Source organism: Chromobacterium sp. ATCC 53434 (genome assembly GCF_002848345.1).
GTDB lineage: Bacteria > Pseudomonadota > Gammaproteobacteria > Burkholderiales > Chromobacteriaceae > Chromobacterium.
Window position 1 is genome coordinate 2,664,061 of sequence record NZ_CP025429.1, and the last position, 15,750, is coordinate 2,679,810.

At 67.9% G+C, this 15,750-nt stretch carries 9 protein-coding genes; 3 read left to right on the plus strand and 6 right to left on the minus strand.

The window, feature by feature from the left end; all coding sequences use genetic code 11:
- Positions 1-163: 163 nt before the first annotated feature.
- Together CXB49_RS12050 and CXB49_RS12055 are read right to left on the minus strand one after the other, a co-directional pair.
- Entirely contained in the window at positions 164-1,981 is a 1,818-nt protein-coding gene (locus CXB49_RS12050; RefSeq protein ID WP_101708628.1) for a DUF1302 domain-containing protein, read from the minus strand.
- 74 nt (positions 1,982-2,055) lie between these two features.
- On the minus strand, positions 2,056-3,234 hold the full coding sequence (locus CXB49_RS12055) for a M20 aminoacylase family protein (RefSeq protein WP_101708629.1): 1,179 nt from the start codon (positions 3,232-3,234) through the stop codon (positions 2,056-2,058).
- Between the two features lie 283 nt (positions 3,235-3,517).
- Between CXB49_RS12055 and CXB49_RS12060 the strand changes: the two genes are divergently transcribed.
- Positions 3,518-4,555 (plus strand): GlxA family transcriptional regulator, encoded by a 1,038-nt coding sequence (locus tag CXB49_RS12060; protein ID WP_101708630.1) that lies wholly within the window; start codon positions 3,518-3,520, stop codon positions 4,553-4,555.
- 9 nt (positions 4,556-4,564) lie between these two features.
- Here the strand turns inward: CXB49_RS12060 and CXB49_RS12065 are convergent, their stop codons facing one another.
- The 4 genes from CXB49_RS12065 to CXB49_RS12085 all read right to left on the minus strand — a co-directional run bounded on the left by CXB49_RS12065 (position 4,565) and on the right by CXB49_RS12085 (position 11,852).
- On the minus strand, positions 4,565-5,074 hold the full coding sequence (locus CXB49_RS12065; RefSeq protein ID WP_101708631.1) for a hypothetical protein: 510 nt from the start codon (positions 5,072-5,074) through the stop codon (positions 4,565-4,567).
- A gap of 679 nt (positions 5,075-5,753) precedes the next feature.
- Positions 5,754-7,196: a metalloprotease TldD gene (gene tldD / locus CXB49_RS12075; protein ID WP_101708632.1), complete on the minus strand. Its 1,443-nt coding sequence runs from the start codon at positions 7,194-7,196 to the stop codon at positions 5,754-5,756.
- 10 nt (positions 7,197-7,206) lie between these two features.
- The gene (locus CXB49_RS12080; RefSeq protein ID WP_101708633.1) at positions 7,207-8,016 is read right to left on the minus strand and encodes a carbon-nitrogen hydrolase family protein; all 810 of its coding nucleotides are present in this window, start codon (positions 8,014-8,016) and stop codon (positions 7,207-7,209) included.
- Positions 8,013-11,852 carry a YhdP family protein gene (locus tag CXB49_RS12085; protein ID WP_101708634.1) on the minus strand — a complete coding sequence of 1,280 codons (3,840 nt, stop codon included), beginning with the start codon at positions 11,850-11,852 and terminating at the stop codon, positions 8,013-8,015. The genes CXB49_RS12080 and CXB49_RS12085 overlap by 4 nt, the downstream gene beginning before the upstream one ends.
- 71 nt (positions 11,853-11,923) lie before the next feature.
- Here CXB49_RS12085 and glnE point away from each other — a divergent pair, with 71 nt between their 5' ends.
- Together glnE and CXB49_RS12095 are read left to right on the plus strand one after the other, a co-directional pair.
- The gene (glnE, locus tag CXB49_RS12090) at positions 11,924-14,638 is read left to right on the plus strand and encodes a bifunctional [glutamate--ammonia ligase]-adenylyl-L-tyrosine phosphorylase/[glutamate--ammonia-ligase] adenylyltransferase (protein WP_101710692.1); all 2,715 of its coding nucleotides are present in this window, start codon (positions 11,924-11,926) and stop codon (positions 14,636-14,638) included.
- Between the two features lie 121 nt (positions 14,639-14,759).
- Positions 14,760-15,683: a branched-chain amino acid transaminase gene (locus CXB49_RS12095; RefSeq protein ID WP_101708635.1), complete on the plus strand. Its 924-nt coding sequence runs from the start codon at positions 14,760-14,762 to the stop codon at positions 15,681-15,683.
- The last annotated feature ends 67 nt before the right edge of the window (positions 15,684-15,750 follow it).

Sequence of the window (15,750 nt, forward strand, 5' to 3'; positions counted from 1 at the left end):
CAAGCGATTTGCAGCAATCACGCACTAGATATCTTGGTCATAGCGCGTAATGCCGGGTCGATGCCGACCAAAATGGCCAGCCTAGTATTTGTACGGACTATTTGGCGCATATTTAAGATGGAAACGCCATTCCATCGGGCTATCTTGCATATGCCGCCGCCACTCAGAATTTCACTCCGGCGCTGATCATCGCCAGGCTGCGGTCGGCCAGCGTGTTGTAGGCGCCGCCGCGGGTATCCAGATACAGCAACTCGAACACATAGCGCTTGCGGTACTCGCCCTGCAGCCGCCACAACAGGCTGCGCCTGCCCTCCATGAACTGGCCGTCGTGGGAATAGCCCTTGATGTCGTAGCCGAAGGCCAGCGACGGCATCAGGTCCAGCCCCTGCAGCGCCGCCGCGTAGCGCGTCTCCAGCTTGGCCCGCGCGCCCCAGGACAGCGGCGTGATGAAGCCGTCCAGCGCGCAGCTCGGACCGGCGCTGCTACAGGTAGGCGTGGCCTGGCTGGGCGCCGGCCCGTAGCCGACCCGGCCATAGCGCATCTGGTATGGGTCCGGCAGCCCGGCCAGATACTTGGCGCCGACCTCGCCCGACAGCTTGGCGTCGCCGCCTAACAGCCGGCCCAGCTGCCGGGAAGCCCCCAGCGTCAGCTGGCTGCTGTGGAAGGTGTCGTAGCCGCGCGCCAAATAACCGGCCGGCGTATGCGCCAGATAACCCAGCGGCCCGATGCCGGTCAGCACGCCATACAGAAAATCGGCGCCGTTCCAGGCCACCGGCTGATTGGGCCGGTAGCTGAATTCGCTGTAGATGCCGGTGCCGTTCGACAGCCGGGTCCGGAAGTTGACGCCGAACATGTGGATATTGTCCGGATAGCTGCGCCGGAACTGGCCGGCGATGCCGGTAGGCTGCGCCAGGCCCAGATTGGCGGCGGCCGGCAGCAGCACGCCGGGACCGGTGCGCAGCATCTGATTGAAACTCAGCTGGCTGGCCTGATTGGAATAGAAGAAGCCGAACTGGCCGATGTCGTCGAACAGATAGCTGGCGCTGAAACCGAATTCGCCGCCGTGCGGCTTGTCGTCCGGCGCGCGCTGGATGTAGTCGAGCGGGTTGGCGATGGACTGCCCGTCGCCGGTGACGATGTTGTGCCGGGCCAGGATGCTCAGCAGGCTGCCGTTCAGCGTCAGCTTGTCGCAGCCGGGCTGCGCGTAGTCGCTGCCGGAATAGAAGGTGCCGCAGGACGGATAGGCGTTGGGCTCGAACTGGAATTGGTAATAGCCGTCCAGCATCAGCTTCGGCGTGGCCTCCAGCCTGGCGTAGAAGGCCGGCGCCGGCACGCTGGCCATGTCCGGTATCGCGCCGGCGCGGCCCAGCACGTTGAAGTCCATCGCGTTGACCTGCTGGATGCCGCCGAGAATCGTGGTCGGCGTCACCCACGGTATCACCTGCTGCCCCAGCCTCAGCAGCAGCGACGATTGCCCCAGCCGGTAACGGCCGTACAGATAGGCGTCGTCCACCACCGCGCCGCTGAAGCGGTCCAGCCGGGTGAAGCGCGCGTCGTTCAGCGGCGCGCCCGGCGCGTAGCCGTTCGGGGAATGGCCGTGCTCCACCGCGCCGTGGATCAGACCATAGTCGTACCAGGCCTTGGCGCTGACGAAGACGCCGGCGTCGCGGTAGCGGAAATCGCCCTGCAGATAACCCTGCCACGCCTCCGACACCAACGCGCCCCGCCGGTAGTTCAGATCGCCGTCGTTCAGCGTGTCCATCTGATTGGCGTGGCTGGTCAGCGCCGGATCGGGATTGCCGGCCCGGTAGACGCCGCCGACCGCCATCGCCCCCTTGGCGTCCAGCCGCACCGCGCCCAGATCGAACTGGCTGCCCTCGCCCAGACCGGACGGCAGCGTGCCGACCGTGATCTCGCTGGCCTGGCCTTGGCCGGCCAACAATAGCAGCAGCAGCGGCCCGCATGATGGTATCCGCTTCATCGGCATGTCTCCATTGTTCATTGTTTTGGTCGCGGCGCCGCGAACCGCCGCCGTGCGCGCCGTCGATGGGGCGGCTACTTCAGATAGGTCTCGGCCAGTCGCGTCCAGTAGCTGGCGCCGACGCTGAGGATCTCGTCGTTAAAGTCGTAGCCGGGGTTGTGGATCATGCAGCCGCCCTGGCTGCCGACGCCGTTGCCCAGCACCAGATAGCAGCCCGGCACCTTCTCCAGCATCCAGGAGAAATCGTCGCCGCCCATCGCGCCCGCCGGCAGCGACACCATGCCCTGCGGCCCGACCATGGCCTCGGCCACCTCGCGCGCGATCCGCGTCTCCTCCGGCGTGTTGACCAGCACCCGCGACACCGCCTGCCAGTCGATCTCGGCCGTCACGCCGTAGCTTTGCGCCTGCAGGCTCACCAGCTCGCGCAGCCGCCCCTCTATCTGCCGCTGCACCGCCGGACTGTAGGCGCGCACCGTCAACTCCAGCCGCGCGCTGTCCGGGATCACATTGCAGACCTCGCCGGCATGCGCCGCCCCCACCGTCACCACCGCCGGCTGGTCCGGCGACAGATTGCGCGAAACGATGGTCTGCAGCGCCATGATGATGGAAGCCATCGCCACCACCGGGTCGACGCAGGTGTGCGGCATGCCGCCGTGGCCGCCCTTGCCGGTCAGCGTGACGGAAACGGTGTCTACCGAGGCCGCCAGCACGCCGGGCTGCACGACGAAGCTGCCCGCCGGCAGCGTCGGACCGTTGTGCAGCGCGAACACCGCGTCGCAGGGAAAACGCTCGAACAAGCCGTCGGCCATCATGCCCACGGCGCCGCCCTGGCCCTCCTCGGCCGGTTGGAAAATCAGGTTCAGCGTGCCGTCGAACCGTCGGGTCTCGGCCAGGTGGCGCGCCGCCGCCAGCAGGATGGCGGTATGGCCGTCGTGGCCGCAGGCGTGCATCTTGCCCGGCAGGCGGCTGGCGTAAGACAGCCCGGTCTCCTCCTGGATCGGCAGCGCGTCCATGTCGGCGCGTATGCCCAAGCGGCGCGCGCCGTTGCCGCAACGCAGCTGTCCGACCACGCCGGTGCCGCCGATGCCGGTGGCGACGCGATATCCCCAGCCGCCGAGCGATTCGGCCACCAGCCGGCTAGTGGCCTCTTCCTCGAAACCGAGCTCGGGGTGGCTGTGGATGGCGCGGCGGATCGCGATGAACTCCGCCTCGTGCCGTTCGATAGCGGGAATGATGCCTGGCAGCTGGGCCATGTCTGGTCTCCGTTTCCATTTGGATGTTATGGGTGCCGGGATTGGACCGACGGAGTCGGCCCCGCCCTAATCCCAGTCTAGGAACGGACAGTCGCTGCGCAGAGGGGGGAAGATGGCCATTCGGCGGGCCGTTTTCGCCAACGGAATTCCGCCGCGGCCAGACAGCAGTCAAGACAGTCGAATCACTATTGTCATGATATTGAAATACATAAAATGCCATTGAACTTGCTTTTGCCGGCGAATTTCGCCAAGGTTAAAGCGGATATCGCCAAGGCAGACCCCGATGAACGCCTGCATAGACCTGCTTTACCTGCCCGACTGCCTCGGCGGCACGCTGTTTTCCGCCATGGACGTGCTGCGCGCCGCCAACAAACTGTGGCATCTGCGCCACCCCCGGCAAAAAACGCCGCTGTTCGGCTGGCGCCTGCTCGACGCCGACGGCGCGACGCTGCCGCAGCCCCCCTGGCTGCCGCAGCCCGACGGCCGCGACATGCCGGCCGGCCGCTCGGCGCTGCTGGTGCCCGGCCTGGACATGCACAGCGTGCCCCACCTGAAACAGCAGCTGGACCGGCATGCCCAGGCGCAGCGGTTGATCGCCCGCCGCCATGCCGCCGGCGATCTGATCGCCACCAATTACAACGGCGCCGCGCTCTTGGCGCGCGCCGGCGTGCTGGATGGCCGCAACGCCACCATCACCTGGCTGATCGCCGGCTGGTTCTCGCAGAATCATCCGAAGACGCGGTTGCTGATGGACAGGCCGGTGACGGTGGACGGCAATGTGCTCTGCAGCGGGGCGCCGGCCTCGGCCGCCGAGCTGACGCTGGAACTGGTGCGCCATTTCGCCGGAGACGAACTGGCCGACAGCTGCACCAATGGCCTGCTGTATCGGCCGGCGCGCTTCGAGCAGTCGGCCCAGACGCTGGAATTGCTGAGCACGCCGACCCGCGACAGCGCGGTGTTCAAGGCCCGCCGCTGGCTGGAAGGACATGTGACCGAACCGTACAGCCTGGAAAAGGTGGCCGAGGCCGCGGCCGTCAGCACCCGCACGCTGCTGCGCCATTTCCGCGAGGTGACGGAAATGACGCCGCTGGACTACCTGCATCAGTTGCGCATAGAGCGCGCCAAGCTGCTGCTGGAGATCACCACCATGGACCTGCCCGGCATCGTCGAGCAATGCGGCTACGAGGATGCCGGATCGTTCCGCAGGCTGTTCCGCCGCCGGACCGGCCTGACGCCCACCGCCTACCGGCACGCCTATACGCTGCGCGCGTCCCGGCGCTGGTGGCGGGCCGAGGACGAGATCCCGCCCGGCGCCGGCTGACGGCTGCGCTCAGGGCGTCACATGCATATACGGCGTGGTCGTCAGATTGGCCGAGATCGAGCAGCCCCCGGCCAACGGCGCGCCGGCCAGGCCGATGACGGTGGTGTCGACGCCGTTGTCACTGATCGTCCCCGCCACCTGGCTGGCGCCGCACTGTCCGCCGAGAATCGGCGTGTTGACGTTGACGGTCACGCCGGCTATCGCCAGTTGATTCAAAGCGGTCACGCGTCCCACCCACGGCGCCGCCACGGTGGCGCTGGCCTTGATCATCCGGCAAACAGGTATCCCCTTGAACGAGGCGCTGGTGATCCGGATATTGCCGGCGCCGTCGACGGTGCCGCTGAACACCGCGTTGCAGTCGACGTCCACGCCGCCCTTGCTGACCGTGGCCGGCCCCACCGCGGAAAACGGGATGGGCGCGCCGCCGGCGCCCGGCGGCGTGATGGTGGCCGCGCCGGCAAACGAGGTCCAGGCCAGTGCCAGCACGCTGGCGATGCGGATTTTGCTGATCTTGTTCATTTTCAAATTCCAGTCTGTTGTTTTGATGTGTACAGCCCCGGTCCGCCTGCTGCCGGACCAGCGATAAAAGTAAAATGACGCGATCATGCCGGAATTGATCAGGATCAGACTCGGCGGGTGTCTACCCGTCCGGCCTGACTTTAAGAACAGCCGCGGCAACCGGCTTGACAAGCCGGTCGCGCCGAAAATGATGAATGTATGAAAAATATCTTCTTCCATCACCGCCACCATCACGCGCGGCCCAAGGGCGCGGCGTCGGCGCGCGCGGATCGGGGGAAAGGCGATAGCTGACCCGCCCAATGCCGTCAGCCATCACCAAACAGGCGCCGCAAAGCGCCTTTTTTTATTCCCACCCCGCTTGAAATCGTCTTTAAGGAAAACATCATGACCATGGTCAGAGGAGGCGCATCGTCAGTGGCCGGACCCGGCTGCGGCCCTGGAAAAGAGCCTGGCGCTATGCCGCGGATTCGTCGACAGCCTGGGCCTGCGCTCCGAGACGCGCGTGCCGGAACTGGGCGCGCAGAAACAACTGGTAGGCGGCGGCGCCTGCCGCGAGGGCGCGGGCTCCGGCATTGGCCTGGAGCGGCTGGCCCTGGCGCGGGAAGCTCAGGGCATCCCGCGATGACGGCATGAAAAAGGCCGGGTGCATGCCCGGCCTTGGACGAGTGACAGGCTCCGGTCAGCCGCCGGTGCCGCCGACGGTCAGGCCGCCGTCTATCCGCAGCGTGGGCTGGCCGACGCCGACCGGCACGCTCTGCCCTTCCTTGCCACAGACGCCAACGCCCTGATCCAGCGCCAGGTCGTTACCGACCATGGACACATAGTTCAGCACTTCCGGGCCGCTGCCTATCAGCGTGGCGCCCTTGACCGGATAGCTGAGCTTGCCGTTCTCGATGCGCCACGCCTCGGAGGCCGAGAACACGAACTTGCCGCTGGTGATGTCGACCTGGCCGCCGCCGAAATTGACCGCGTACAGGCCGTCCTTGACCGAGGCGATGATTTCCTGCGGATCGCGCTCGCCGGCCAGCATATAGGTGTTGGTCATCCGCGGCATCGGAATGCTGGCGTACGACTCGCGCCGGCCGTTGCCGGTCGGCGCGACACCCATCAGCCGCGAATTCATCGCGTCCTGCATATAGCCCTTGAGAATGCCGTCCTCGATCAGCACCGTGCGCTGCGTCGCATTGCCCTCGTCGTCTATCGCCAGCGCGCCGCGACGGCCGCCCATCACGCCGTCGTCGACGACGGTGACGCCGCTGGCCGCCACCCGCTCGCCGACGCGGCCGGAGAAGGCCGAGGTGCCCTTGCGGTTGAAATCGCCCTCGAGACCGTGGCCTATCGCCTCGTGCAGCAACACGCCGGGCCAGCCCGGCGCCAGCACCACCGTCATCTGACCGGCCGGCGCCGGGCGCGCTTCCAGATTCACCAGCGCCTGCTTCACCGCCTCGCGCACATAGCGCTCCACCACCGCCTCGTCGAAATAGGCGAGGTCGAAGCGGCCGCCGCCGCCGGACGATCCCTGCTCGCGCCGGCCGTTCTGTTCGGCGATCACCATCACCGACATCCGCACCAGCGGCCGCACGTCGGCGGCGCGCACGCCGTCATGGCGCGCCACGTAGACCACGTCGTATTCGGAGGCGAGGCCGGCCATCACCTGGATCACGCGCGGATCCATCGCCTTGGCCAGCTTTTCCACCTTTTCCAGCAGCGCCACCTTGGCGGCCGCCTCCAGGCTGTGGCAAGGGTCTATCGCCGGATACAGCGAATGCGCCTTGCGCCGCTCTACCGCGCCGACGGAGCCGTCTCCGCCCGTCTGGCCTATCGCGCGCACCGCCTCGGCGGCGCGGGTCAGCGCCTCCTGGTTGATGGCGTCGGAATAGGCGAAGGCGGTCTTCTCGCCGGAGACGGCGCGCACGCCGACGCCCTGGTCGATGCTGAAGCTGCCGGACTTGACTATGCCCTCCTCCAGATGCCAGCCCTCGTTGCGGGTGTACTGGAAGTAGAGGTCGGCATAATCGACGGCGTGGCTGCGCATGTGCGCCAGCGTGCGCTCAAGCGCAGCCTCGTCGAGTCCGTAGGGTTTCAGCAACAAATCCTGCGCGGTGGTGAAGGCATCTTGCATCGTGGCTCTTTCAGCGTATGACCCGGTGCGCCAGCGCCGGCAGGCGGTCGCGCACCGAGTGTATCAAGTCGTAATCGATCTCGGCGGTGATCACGCCCTCGCCTTCCGGCAGCTCGGCGAGGATGCGCCCCCACGGGTCAATGATCATCGTGTGGCCGTGGGTGCGGCGGCCATTTTCGTGGGTGCCGCCCTGGGCCGGCGCGATCAGATAACACTGGTTCTCTATCGCCCTTGCCCTCAGCAAGGTCTCCCAGTGCGCCTCGCCGGTGGTGGCGGTGAACGCCGCCGGCAGCACCAGCAGGTCGAACGGCTCCAGCAGCCGGAACAGCTCCGGGAAGCGCAGGTCGTAGCAGATGCCGAAGGCGATGTCGGCCAGCGGCGTCTCGGCCTTCACCGGCGCCTGTCCGGGACGGATGGTGTTGGACTCGCAATAGCTCTCGCCCTGGCCGGTGAAGCCGAACAGGTGGATCTTGTCGTAGCGCGCCGCCACCTCTCCCTGCGGATTGTAGAGCAGGCTGGTGTTCAGCACCTTCTCGGCGTCGCCGCAGGCCAGCGGCACCGTGCCGCCCAGCAGCCACAGGCCGTGGCGGCGCGCCATGTCGGACAGCGCCTGCTGGATGGGGCCGGCGCCGAAGGCCTCCCGCAGCGCCACCTTGTCGGTCTCGTGTCTGCCCATCAGGCAGAAATACTCCGGCAGCGCGGCGAATTGCGCGCCGCGTTCCGCGGCTTCGGCCAGCAGCCGGTCGGCACGGGCCAGGTTGGACTCCCAATCGCAGCCGGACACCATCTGCACCGCTGCGGCGACGAACTTTTGCTTCATGGTTGTTTCCTTTTGAGCTTGACCGGATCGCCGACATTGACCCGCACCACCTGCGGATCCTTCAACGAGCCGCTTACCGAGTAATCGAGAGATAGTATTTTACCTACAGGATCCTGCAACACTTTTTGCGCAGCCAGCGTGGCGATGCCGACCACCGGATTCAGCAGCGCCGCGCCGGCGGCCAGCGCCACGCTCTCCGCCACGTGCGGCACCACGTGCACCTTCAGCGCCTGGGTTTCGCGCGGCAGATCGACGCTGCCGGAAATGCTCACCTCGGCGGCCGGGCTCTTCATTTCCACCCGGTCGGAGCGGAACACGCCGTTGCGCACGCTGGCGTCGCCGCGCAGCGAATCGAAGGCGAAGCCCTCGCTGAACACATCGGTGAAGTCGAGCCGGATGCGGCGCGGCAGCGATTGCAGGCTGAGCACGCCCAGCAGCCTGGCCACGCCCGGGTCCACCTTGGCGAAGCGGCCGTTCTTGAAATCGAGGGCGATGCTGCCGGACAGTTTAGCCGCTTCCAGATCGCCGAGGCCGCCGGGCCAGCTGAGTTGGCCGGAAAGCCGGCCCTCGCCGTTGCGGAACACGTCTCCCTGGCCGAAGCGGGCCAACAGCTTGCCGGCATTGGCGACGTCCAGCGTGAAGCGGCTGTTGACGCTGCCCACCCCTTCGTCGTCGACCTTCATGCTGCCGGTCAGCACCCCGTCCGGCGTCTCCAGGCGCAACGGCTCCATCTGCCAGACGCCGCCGGCGCGCCGCGCCGTCATGTCCAGCTGGCCGAGGCCGCGCCCCTGCAGCGACAAGTCGCCGATATGCACTTTCATCGCCGGCAACTGCCGCTTCAACGCCGACGACTGGGCGCCGGCCGAGTCGGCGCGCAGCGGCCAGTTCAGCGCCAGCCGCTGCAGATTGGCCTGCAACAGCGGCCCGCCGTCCGCCTGCTGGTAGCTGAGTTCGCCGCCGGCTTCGCGCGAGCGCAGCTGGGCCGACCACAGGCCGGACTGGCTGCGATTGGACAGTTTGGCGTTGACCTGGTGCAAGGTGAAGCCGGCGGCAGTCAGCTCCGGCGTGTCCAGCTCCAGCGTCAACGGCGGCGCGGCGGCCGACGCGCCGGCATCCAGCCTGGACAGCTGCGGCCACCAATCATCCAGATTGACGCGCGGCTGCTGCGCCCGCAGCGCCAGGCCGGAGGCCGGCCACTCGCCGGCATTGCGGCCCAGGCCGATCGCGCCGGCCTGCAACTCGCCGCCCTCTCCCAGTCTCAGCTTGCCGTTCAGCGCGTCGCCAAGCCCGAATTCCAGCCGCTGCGACGGACCGAAGCGCGGCGGCGCCGGCTGCAATTGCAACTGCAACGGCATCGTCGCGCCGGCGGCCTTGCCCAGCGGCGCCGGCGCGTCCAGCGCGACGCCTTTCAGATTGGAATCGAGTTGCAGGCTCTCCAGGCCGTCGCGGATGGCGAACTGGCCGTCGAAACGGCCGCGCCCGGACACCAGCGGCGCCAACACCGGCAGATACTGCCGGACCACGGTCTGGGCGTCGGCCTCGCCGCCGAGTTCGAAGCGCATGCGCTTGTCGGCGCCGGTGTGGGCCGCCAGACGGAACGGCCCGCCGAAGGCCTGCAACGCGATGCCGCGGCTGTCCACGCCGCGCTCGGTGAAGGTCAGACGCCCCTGCACCGCGTCCAGGCGGGGCAGCGGCAAGGCGCCCAGCGTCAGCGCGTTGCGCTTGAAATCGAGGTCGCCGCGCACCCGGGTGGCGGCGTCGCCGGCCAGCGGCACTTCCAGGTGCAGCTTCAGCGCGGCCGGCCCGACGGCCCGTATCCGGCCGGTGAAGCCGCCCAGCCAGCCGTCGACCGGACTCTTGGTGGTGAAGGCCAGCATGCGGTCCAGCTTGTCGTCTACGTCGCCGTCTATCTTCAGCCACGGCGTATCGGCTCCCAACTGGTCTATCCCCACCCGGACGTTGCGCAAGGGCACGCCCACGGTGCCGGCGCGCCTGGCCTCGACCAACATCGCCTCGTTGCGGAAGCTCAGCCTGGCGTCGATATCGTCTATCGTCGGCCAGCCGGGCTGATACAACAGCTTCGCTTTTTCGACGTCGGCCTGGACCAGGAACTCGCCGCCCTGGCCGCCGGCGAAGGGGAAGCGGTCCAGATCGCCCTTCAGCCACAACGTGACATTGCGCAGCATGCCGTCCAGCAGCGACTTGCGCAGCCAGGCGGCGGTGCGCTCGCCGACCTGGTGCGGCAGATAGGCCGCGACGCGCGCCGCCTTCACCTGGTCGATCGCGCCGGTCAGATCGATCTTGCCGGCGCCGGTCCCGGCGTAATGGTAGCTGCCGTTCAGCCGGCCGCTCAGATCGGCGTTGGCGAAAGCCAGTTGCTTGAAATCGATATCCAGCTGCGGCCCATGCTGCCGCCACGACACGTCGGCGGCCAGCCGGTCGAACGGCAGGCTCAGCGCGAACAGCGCCGGATAACTGACCTCGGCCTTGCCGGTGTCCAGTTGCAGCCGGCCGCCCTTCTCATCGAATTCGATGCGGCCGGTCACGCCGGACACGCCGGGCAAGTCGGCGAACGATTGCCAGCCCAGCGCCAGGAAACGGGTCTTCACCTTGAAGCTGCGCGGCGCCTCCACCGGCCCCTTCCAGCCCACGGTCAGATCGCGCAGCGCGCCGCTGGGCGAAAAGCGGGCGAACAGCGGATTGGCGTCCACCCCGAGCGCGTGGATGAACGGCCCCAGGTTGCCGACGTCGACATTGTCCAGCGTCAGCTCGCCGCCGCCCTGGTCGCTGGGGCGCCATTCACCCTTGATCGACGACTTGTCGAAGGCCAGGCCGTTGACGCTGGCCAAGGTCAGATCGCTGGCCAGTATCCGGTAGCTGCCGTCGGACTGGCGGTCAAGCTGCAGCTTGCCCTGCAGTTGCGGCAAGACCAGCTCGCGCGCGCTCGGCGGCGTATAGGCCGCGTCGCGCACGCTGACGTCGGCGCGCAAACTGCCGACGCTGCCGTCGGAAAACGACATCTCCAGCGTGCCGTCGCCCTCGCCGCTGCGCAGCACGCCCAGCTCCCGCATATAGCGCGACCAGATGTCGGCGCGCGCGCCGTTCAGCGCCACCCGCACCGAGCCGGACCACTGCTGCCAACGGTCGATGTCGTCTCCGCGCCAGCCGGCGTTCAATTCGAACCCCTTGCCCAGTGTGGCGGCCGGCAGGCCGGACAACTGCAGCCGGTGGCCAAGCAGGCTGCGCTCCAGCAGCAGCCGGCCCTGCTTCAGATCCAGCCGCGGCAGCCCCAACCGCTCGTCCTGCCAGCTGAGGCGGGCATCGCGGATGTCCAGCGACGGCTGGCGCAGCAGCCAGTTGCCCAGCGCGTTGTCGGCGCTCGGGCCGCCGGTCAGATCGAAGCCGTTCAGATAGATGGCGCCGTCGGCGGCGCGGCGCAGCTCCACCGCCGGCCCGCTGATCTGCACCGCCAGCCGCGGCTCCCAGGCCAGCAGCGAAGTCCAGGACGGCTGCACCGTCACCATGCTCAGCGTCAGCGCCTGGCCGGACACCGGATTGGCGATGGAGACGCCGCTGAGCTCGAACTGCGGCGCCAGCCCCTCCCAGCGGCCGGACAGCCGGGCGATGGTCGCGTGATGGCCGAGCGCGGCCGACAGGCTGGCCTCCAGCCGCGGGCGGTATTGATCGAGATTGGGCAGGACCCAGAAAGTGAAGGCCGCGAACGCGCCCGCCACCAACGCACAGGACAGCAGCAGCGAGGCGGCCAGCACCAGCAGGCTGCGCTTCAGCGTGCGCAGCACGCGGATATGGGAAAGCGGCGACGAGGGGTTTTTCAACTATGGCAAACCGTTACAATGGCGTTGTAGAAAAGCGCGGCGCGAAATCGGCCGCAGCCGCCCCCGGCGCGATGAGCCGCGCCAAGCCGTCCGGAGTCATTATGCCAGCAAACACGAGCGCTGCCATTGCCCGCAGTTGCCAGTTTTCCCATTATCTGAGCCGGCTGCTCGCCGCGCGCCCCGAGGAGGGACAGCGGCTGGAGGCGCGGCTGGATTCGCCGTTCGGCCCGGAAGAGATGCGGGACTTCGCCGACTGGCCCGCCCTCGCCGCGCCCGAACAGCTGGCGCCGGCGCTGCGCCGGCTGCGCCAGGCGACGATGGCCCGCCTGATCTGCCGCGACCTGGCCGGCCTGGCGACGCTGGACGAGGTGGTGTCCACCATCAGCGCGCTGGCCGAATTCGCCGTGCGCCAGGCGCTGGCCAGCGCTTGCGCGTCGCTGCCGCAATACGGCCGGCCGCTAGGCGAGGACAGCGGCGAGGCCCAGCAGCTGATCGTCATCGGCATGGGCAAGCTCGGCGGCGGCGAGCTGAACGTCAGCTCCGACATCGACCTGATCTTCATCTACCCGGAAGGCGGAGAAACCGACGGCGCGCGCAAGATCAGCAACCACGAGTATTTCACCCAGGTCGGCAAGCGGCTGATCGCGCTGCTGAACGACATCACCGCCGACGGCCAGGTGTTCCGCGTCGACATGCGGCTGCGCCCCTACGGCGATTCCGGTCCGTTGGTGATGAGTTTCGCCGCGCTGGAGAACTATCTGTTGTCCCAGGGCCGCGAATGGGAACGCTACGCCTGGATCAAGGCCAAGGCCATCACCGGCGACGCCGACGGCCTGGAGCAGCTGGTGCGCCCCTTCGTCTATCGCAAGTATCTGGACTACAACGCCTACGGCGCGATGCGCGAACTGCACGCGCAGATCCGCCGCGAGGTGGCGCGGCGCGACATGGCCGACAATATCAAGCTGGGCCCCGGCGGCATACGCGAAGCCGAATTCATCGCCCAGGTCTTCCAACTGATACGCGGCGGCCGCGACCGCACGCTGCAGCTGCGCGGCACCCGCGCCACGCTGGACAGGCTGGAGGCGCTGCGGCTGCTGGAGCCGGACGCGGTGCGCGAGTTGCAGGACGGCTACGCCTTCCTGCGCAATCTCGAACACCGGCTGCAATACCAGGACGATCAGCAGACGCAGACGCTGCCGGCCTCGCCCGAGGCCCGCGAGCAGATCGCCGCCAGCATGGGCTTCGCCGACTGGGCGGCGTTCGACGAGGCGCTGTCCTCGGTGCGGGCCAGGATCAGCCGCCACTTCGAGCAGGTCTTCCTGCTGCCCAGCGAGGACGGCCCCGGCCATCCGCTGGCCGAGTTGTGGCGCGACGTGGCCGAACAGAGCCCCGAAGAGAAGCTGACCGAGCTCGGCTACGCCGATCCGGCGGCCACCGCGCGCCAGCTGAAGGGCCTGGCGCAAGGCCAGCGCTATCTGCAAATGCCGCTGACCGGCCGCAAGAAGCTGGACGCGCTGATGCCGGCGCTGATCGAAGTGGCCGCCCGCTTCCCCAACGCCGGCGACACGCTGTCCCGCATCATAGGCCTGATGGAGGCCATCAGCCGCCGCGCCGCCTACCTGGCGCTGCTGACCGAATACCCGCAGACCTTGCAGCGGCTGGCCTCGCTGTACTCGTCCAGCGCCTGGGTGTCGGCCTATCTGAGCCGCCACCCGATACTGCTCGACGAATTGCTGGACGCGCGCGTGCTGTACGCCTCCCCGGACTGGCCGCAGCTGGCCGCCCAGCTGGAGGCCGAACTGAAGCAGGCCGGCGGCGACGTCGAGGCTCAGATGGACGCGCTGCGCCACTTCCAGCATGCCCAAACCTTCCGCCTGGTGGCGCAGGACCTGGCCGGCATGTGGACGCTGGAGGCGCTGTCCGACGAATTGTCCCGGCTCGCCGACCTGGTGCTGGACGCGGTGGTCCGCCACGCCTGGCGCGACATCCCGGCGCGCCACCTCGACATCCCGCGCTTCGCCGTCATCGGCTACGGCAAGCTCGGCGGCAAGGAGCTGGGCTACGCCTCCGACCTCGACATCATCTTCCTCTACGACGACGACCATCCGGACGCGCCGGAACTGTACTCGCGGCTGGCGCGCAAGCTGTCCACCTGGCTGACCAGCGCCACCGCCGCCGGCGTGCTGTACGACGTCGACCTCAGGCTGAGGCCGAACGGCGCCAGCGGCCTGTTGGTCAGCTCGATCGCCGCCTTCCGCCAGTACCAGGAGAAGCAGGCCTGGGCCTGGGAGCACCAGGCGCTGACCCGCGCCCGCTTCGTCGCCGGCGACGAGGCCGTCGGCGCCCAGTTCGAGGCGGAACGCCGCGACATCCTGACGCTGGCGCGCGACCCGGCCGCGCTGCGCGGCGACGTGCTGGCGATGCGGCAGCGGATGCTGGACAGCCACCCGGCCCGAGACGACGACGTCAAGAACGCCCGCGGCGGCATCATAGACATCGAGTTCATCGTCCAGTACCTGATCCTCGCCCACGCCAGGGCGCTGCCGGCGCTGACCGGCAACACCGGCAATATCGCGCTGCTGGCGGTGGCCGCCGACGCCGGCCTGATAGACCGCCAGCTGGCCGACGACGCCCGCGCCGCCTACCGGCAATATCGCCGGCTGCAGCACGCCGCCCGCCTGAACGAGCGCGTGGCGGTTGAGGTGGACGAGGCGCTGCGGGCCGCCTATCGCCGCGGCCGGCAGCTCTGGCAACAGGTTTTCGAGCAAGCGCTCGATTTTTCCTGATGCCGGGTTCACAAGCCCGCTCGCGGCGGTATACACTGGCCCATCAACAGCGGCGGCGCACACGCCGCCGCTAGAAGCGGGCACAAGTCCGAACAAGGCAAATAAACAGGAGAAGACCGAGATGTCGATGGCTGATCGTGACGGATATATCTGGTTTGACGGCAAGCTGGTGGAATGGCGCGACGCCACCACCCACGTCCTCACCCACACCCTGCACTACGGCATGGGCGTGTTCGAGGGCGTGCGTGCCTACGAAACCGCCCGGGGTCCGGCCATTTTCCGCCTGCAGGACCATACCGAGCGCCTGTTCCGCTCCGCCAAGATCCTGGGCATGGCGCTCCCGTTCACGCCGGAACAGATCAGCCAGGCCCACCTCGACGTAGTCAAGGCCAACGGCCTGAAGTCCTGCTATTTCCGCCCGATGGCCTTCTACGGCTCCGGCAAGCTGGGCGTGGCCCCCAAGCGGGACGACGTGCAGGTGATCGTCGCCGCCTGGCCGTGGGGCGCCTATCTCGGCGACGAAGGCCTGGAAAAGGGCATCCGCGTCAAGACCAGCTCCTTCACCCGCCACCACGTCAACATCACGATGTGCAAGGCGAAGGCCAACGGCAACTACATGAACTCCATCCTGGCCAATAACGAGGCCACCGCCGACGGCTACGACGAGGCGCTGCTGCTGGACGTCGACGGCTTCGTCGCCGAAGGCTCCGGCGAAAACATCTTCATCGTTCGCAAGGGCAAGCTATATACTCCGGACCTGACCAGCGCGCTGGAAGGCATCACCCGCGACACCGTGGTGCAGATCGCCAAGGAAATGGGGCTGGAACTGATCGAGAAGCGCATCACCCGCGACGAGGTATACAGCGCCGACGAGGCTTTCTTCACCGGCACCGCGGCCGAAGTGACTCCGATCCGCGAACTGGACCGCCGCCCGATAGGCGCCGGCGGCCGCGGCCCGATCACGGCCGAGATCCAGCAGCGTTACTTCAGCATCGTCAAAGGCCAGGACGCCGAACACCAGCACTGGCTCACTTACGTAAAATAAGCGGTAGAATCCGCGACTCGCGCCAGCAGCGCACGGCCCACCGCCGTCCTGCTGGCGGCGTCTTTGT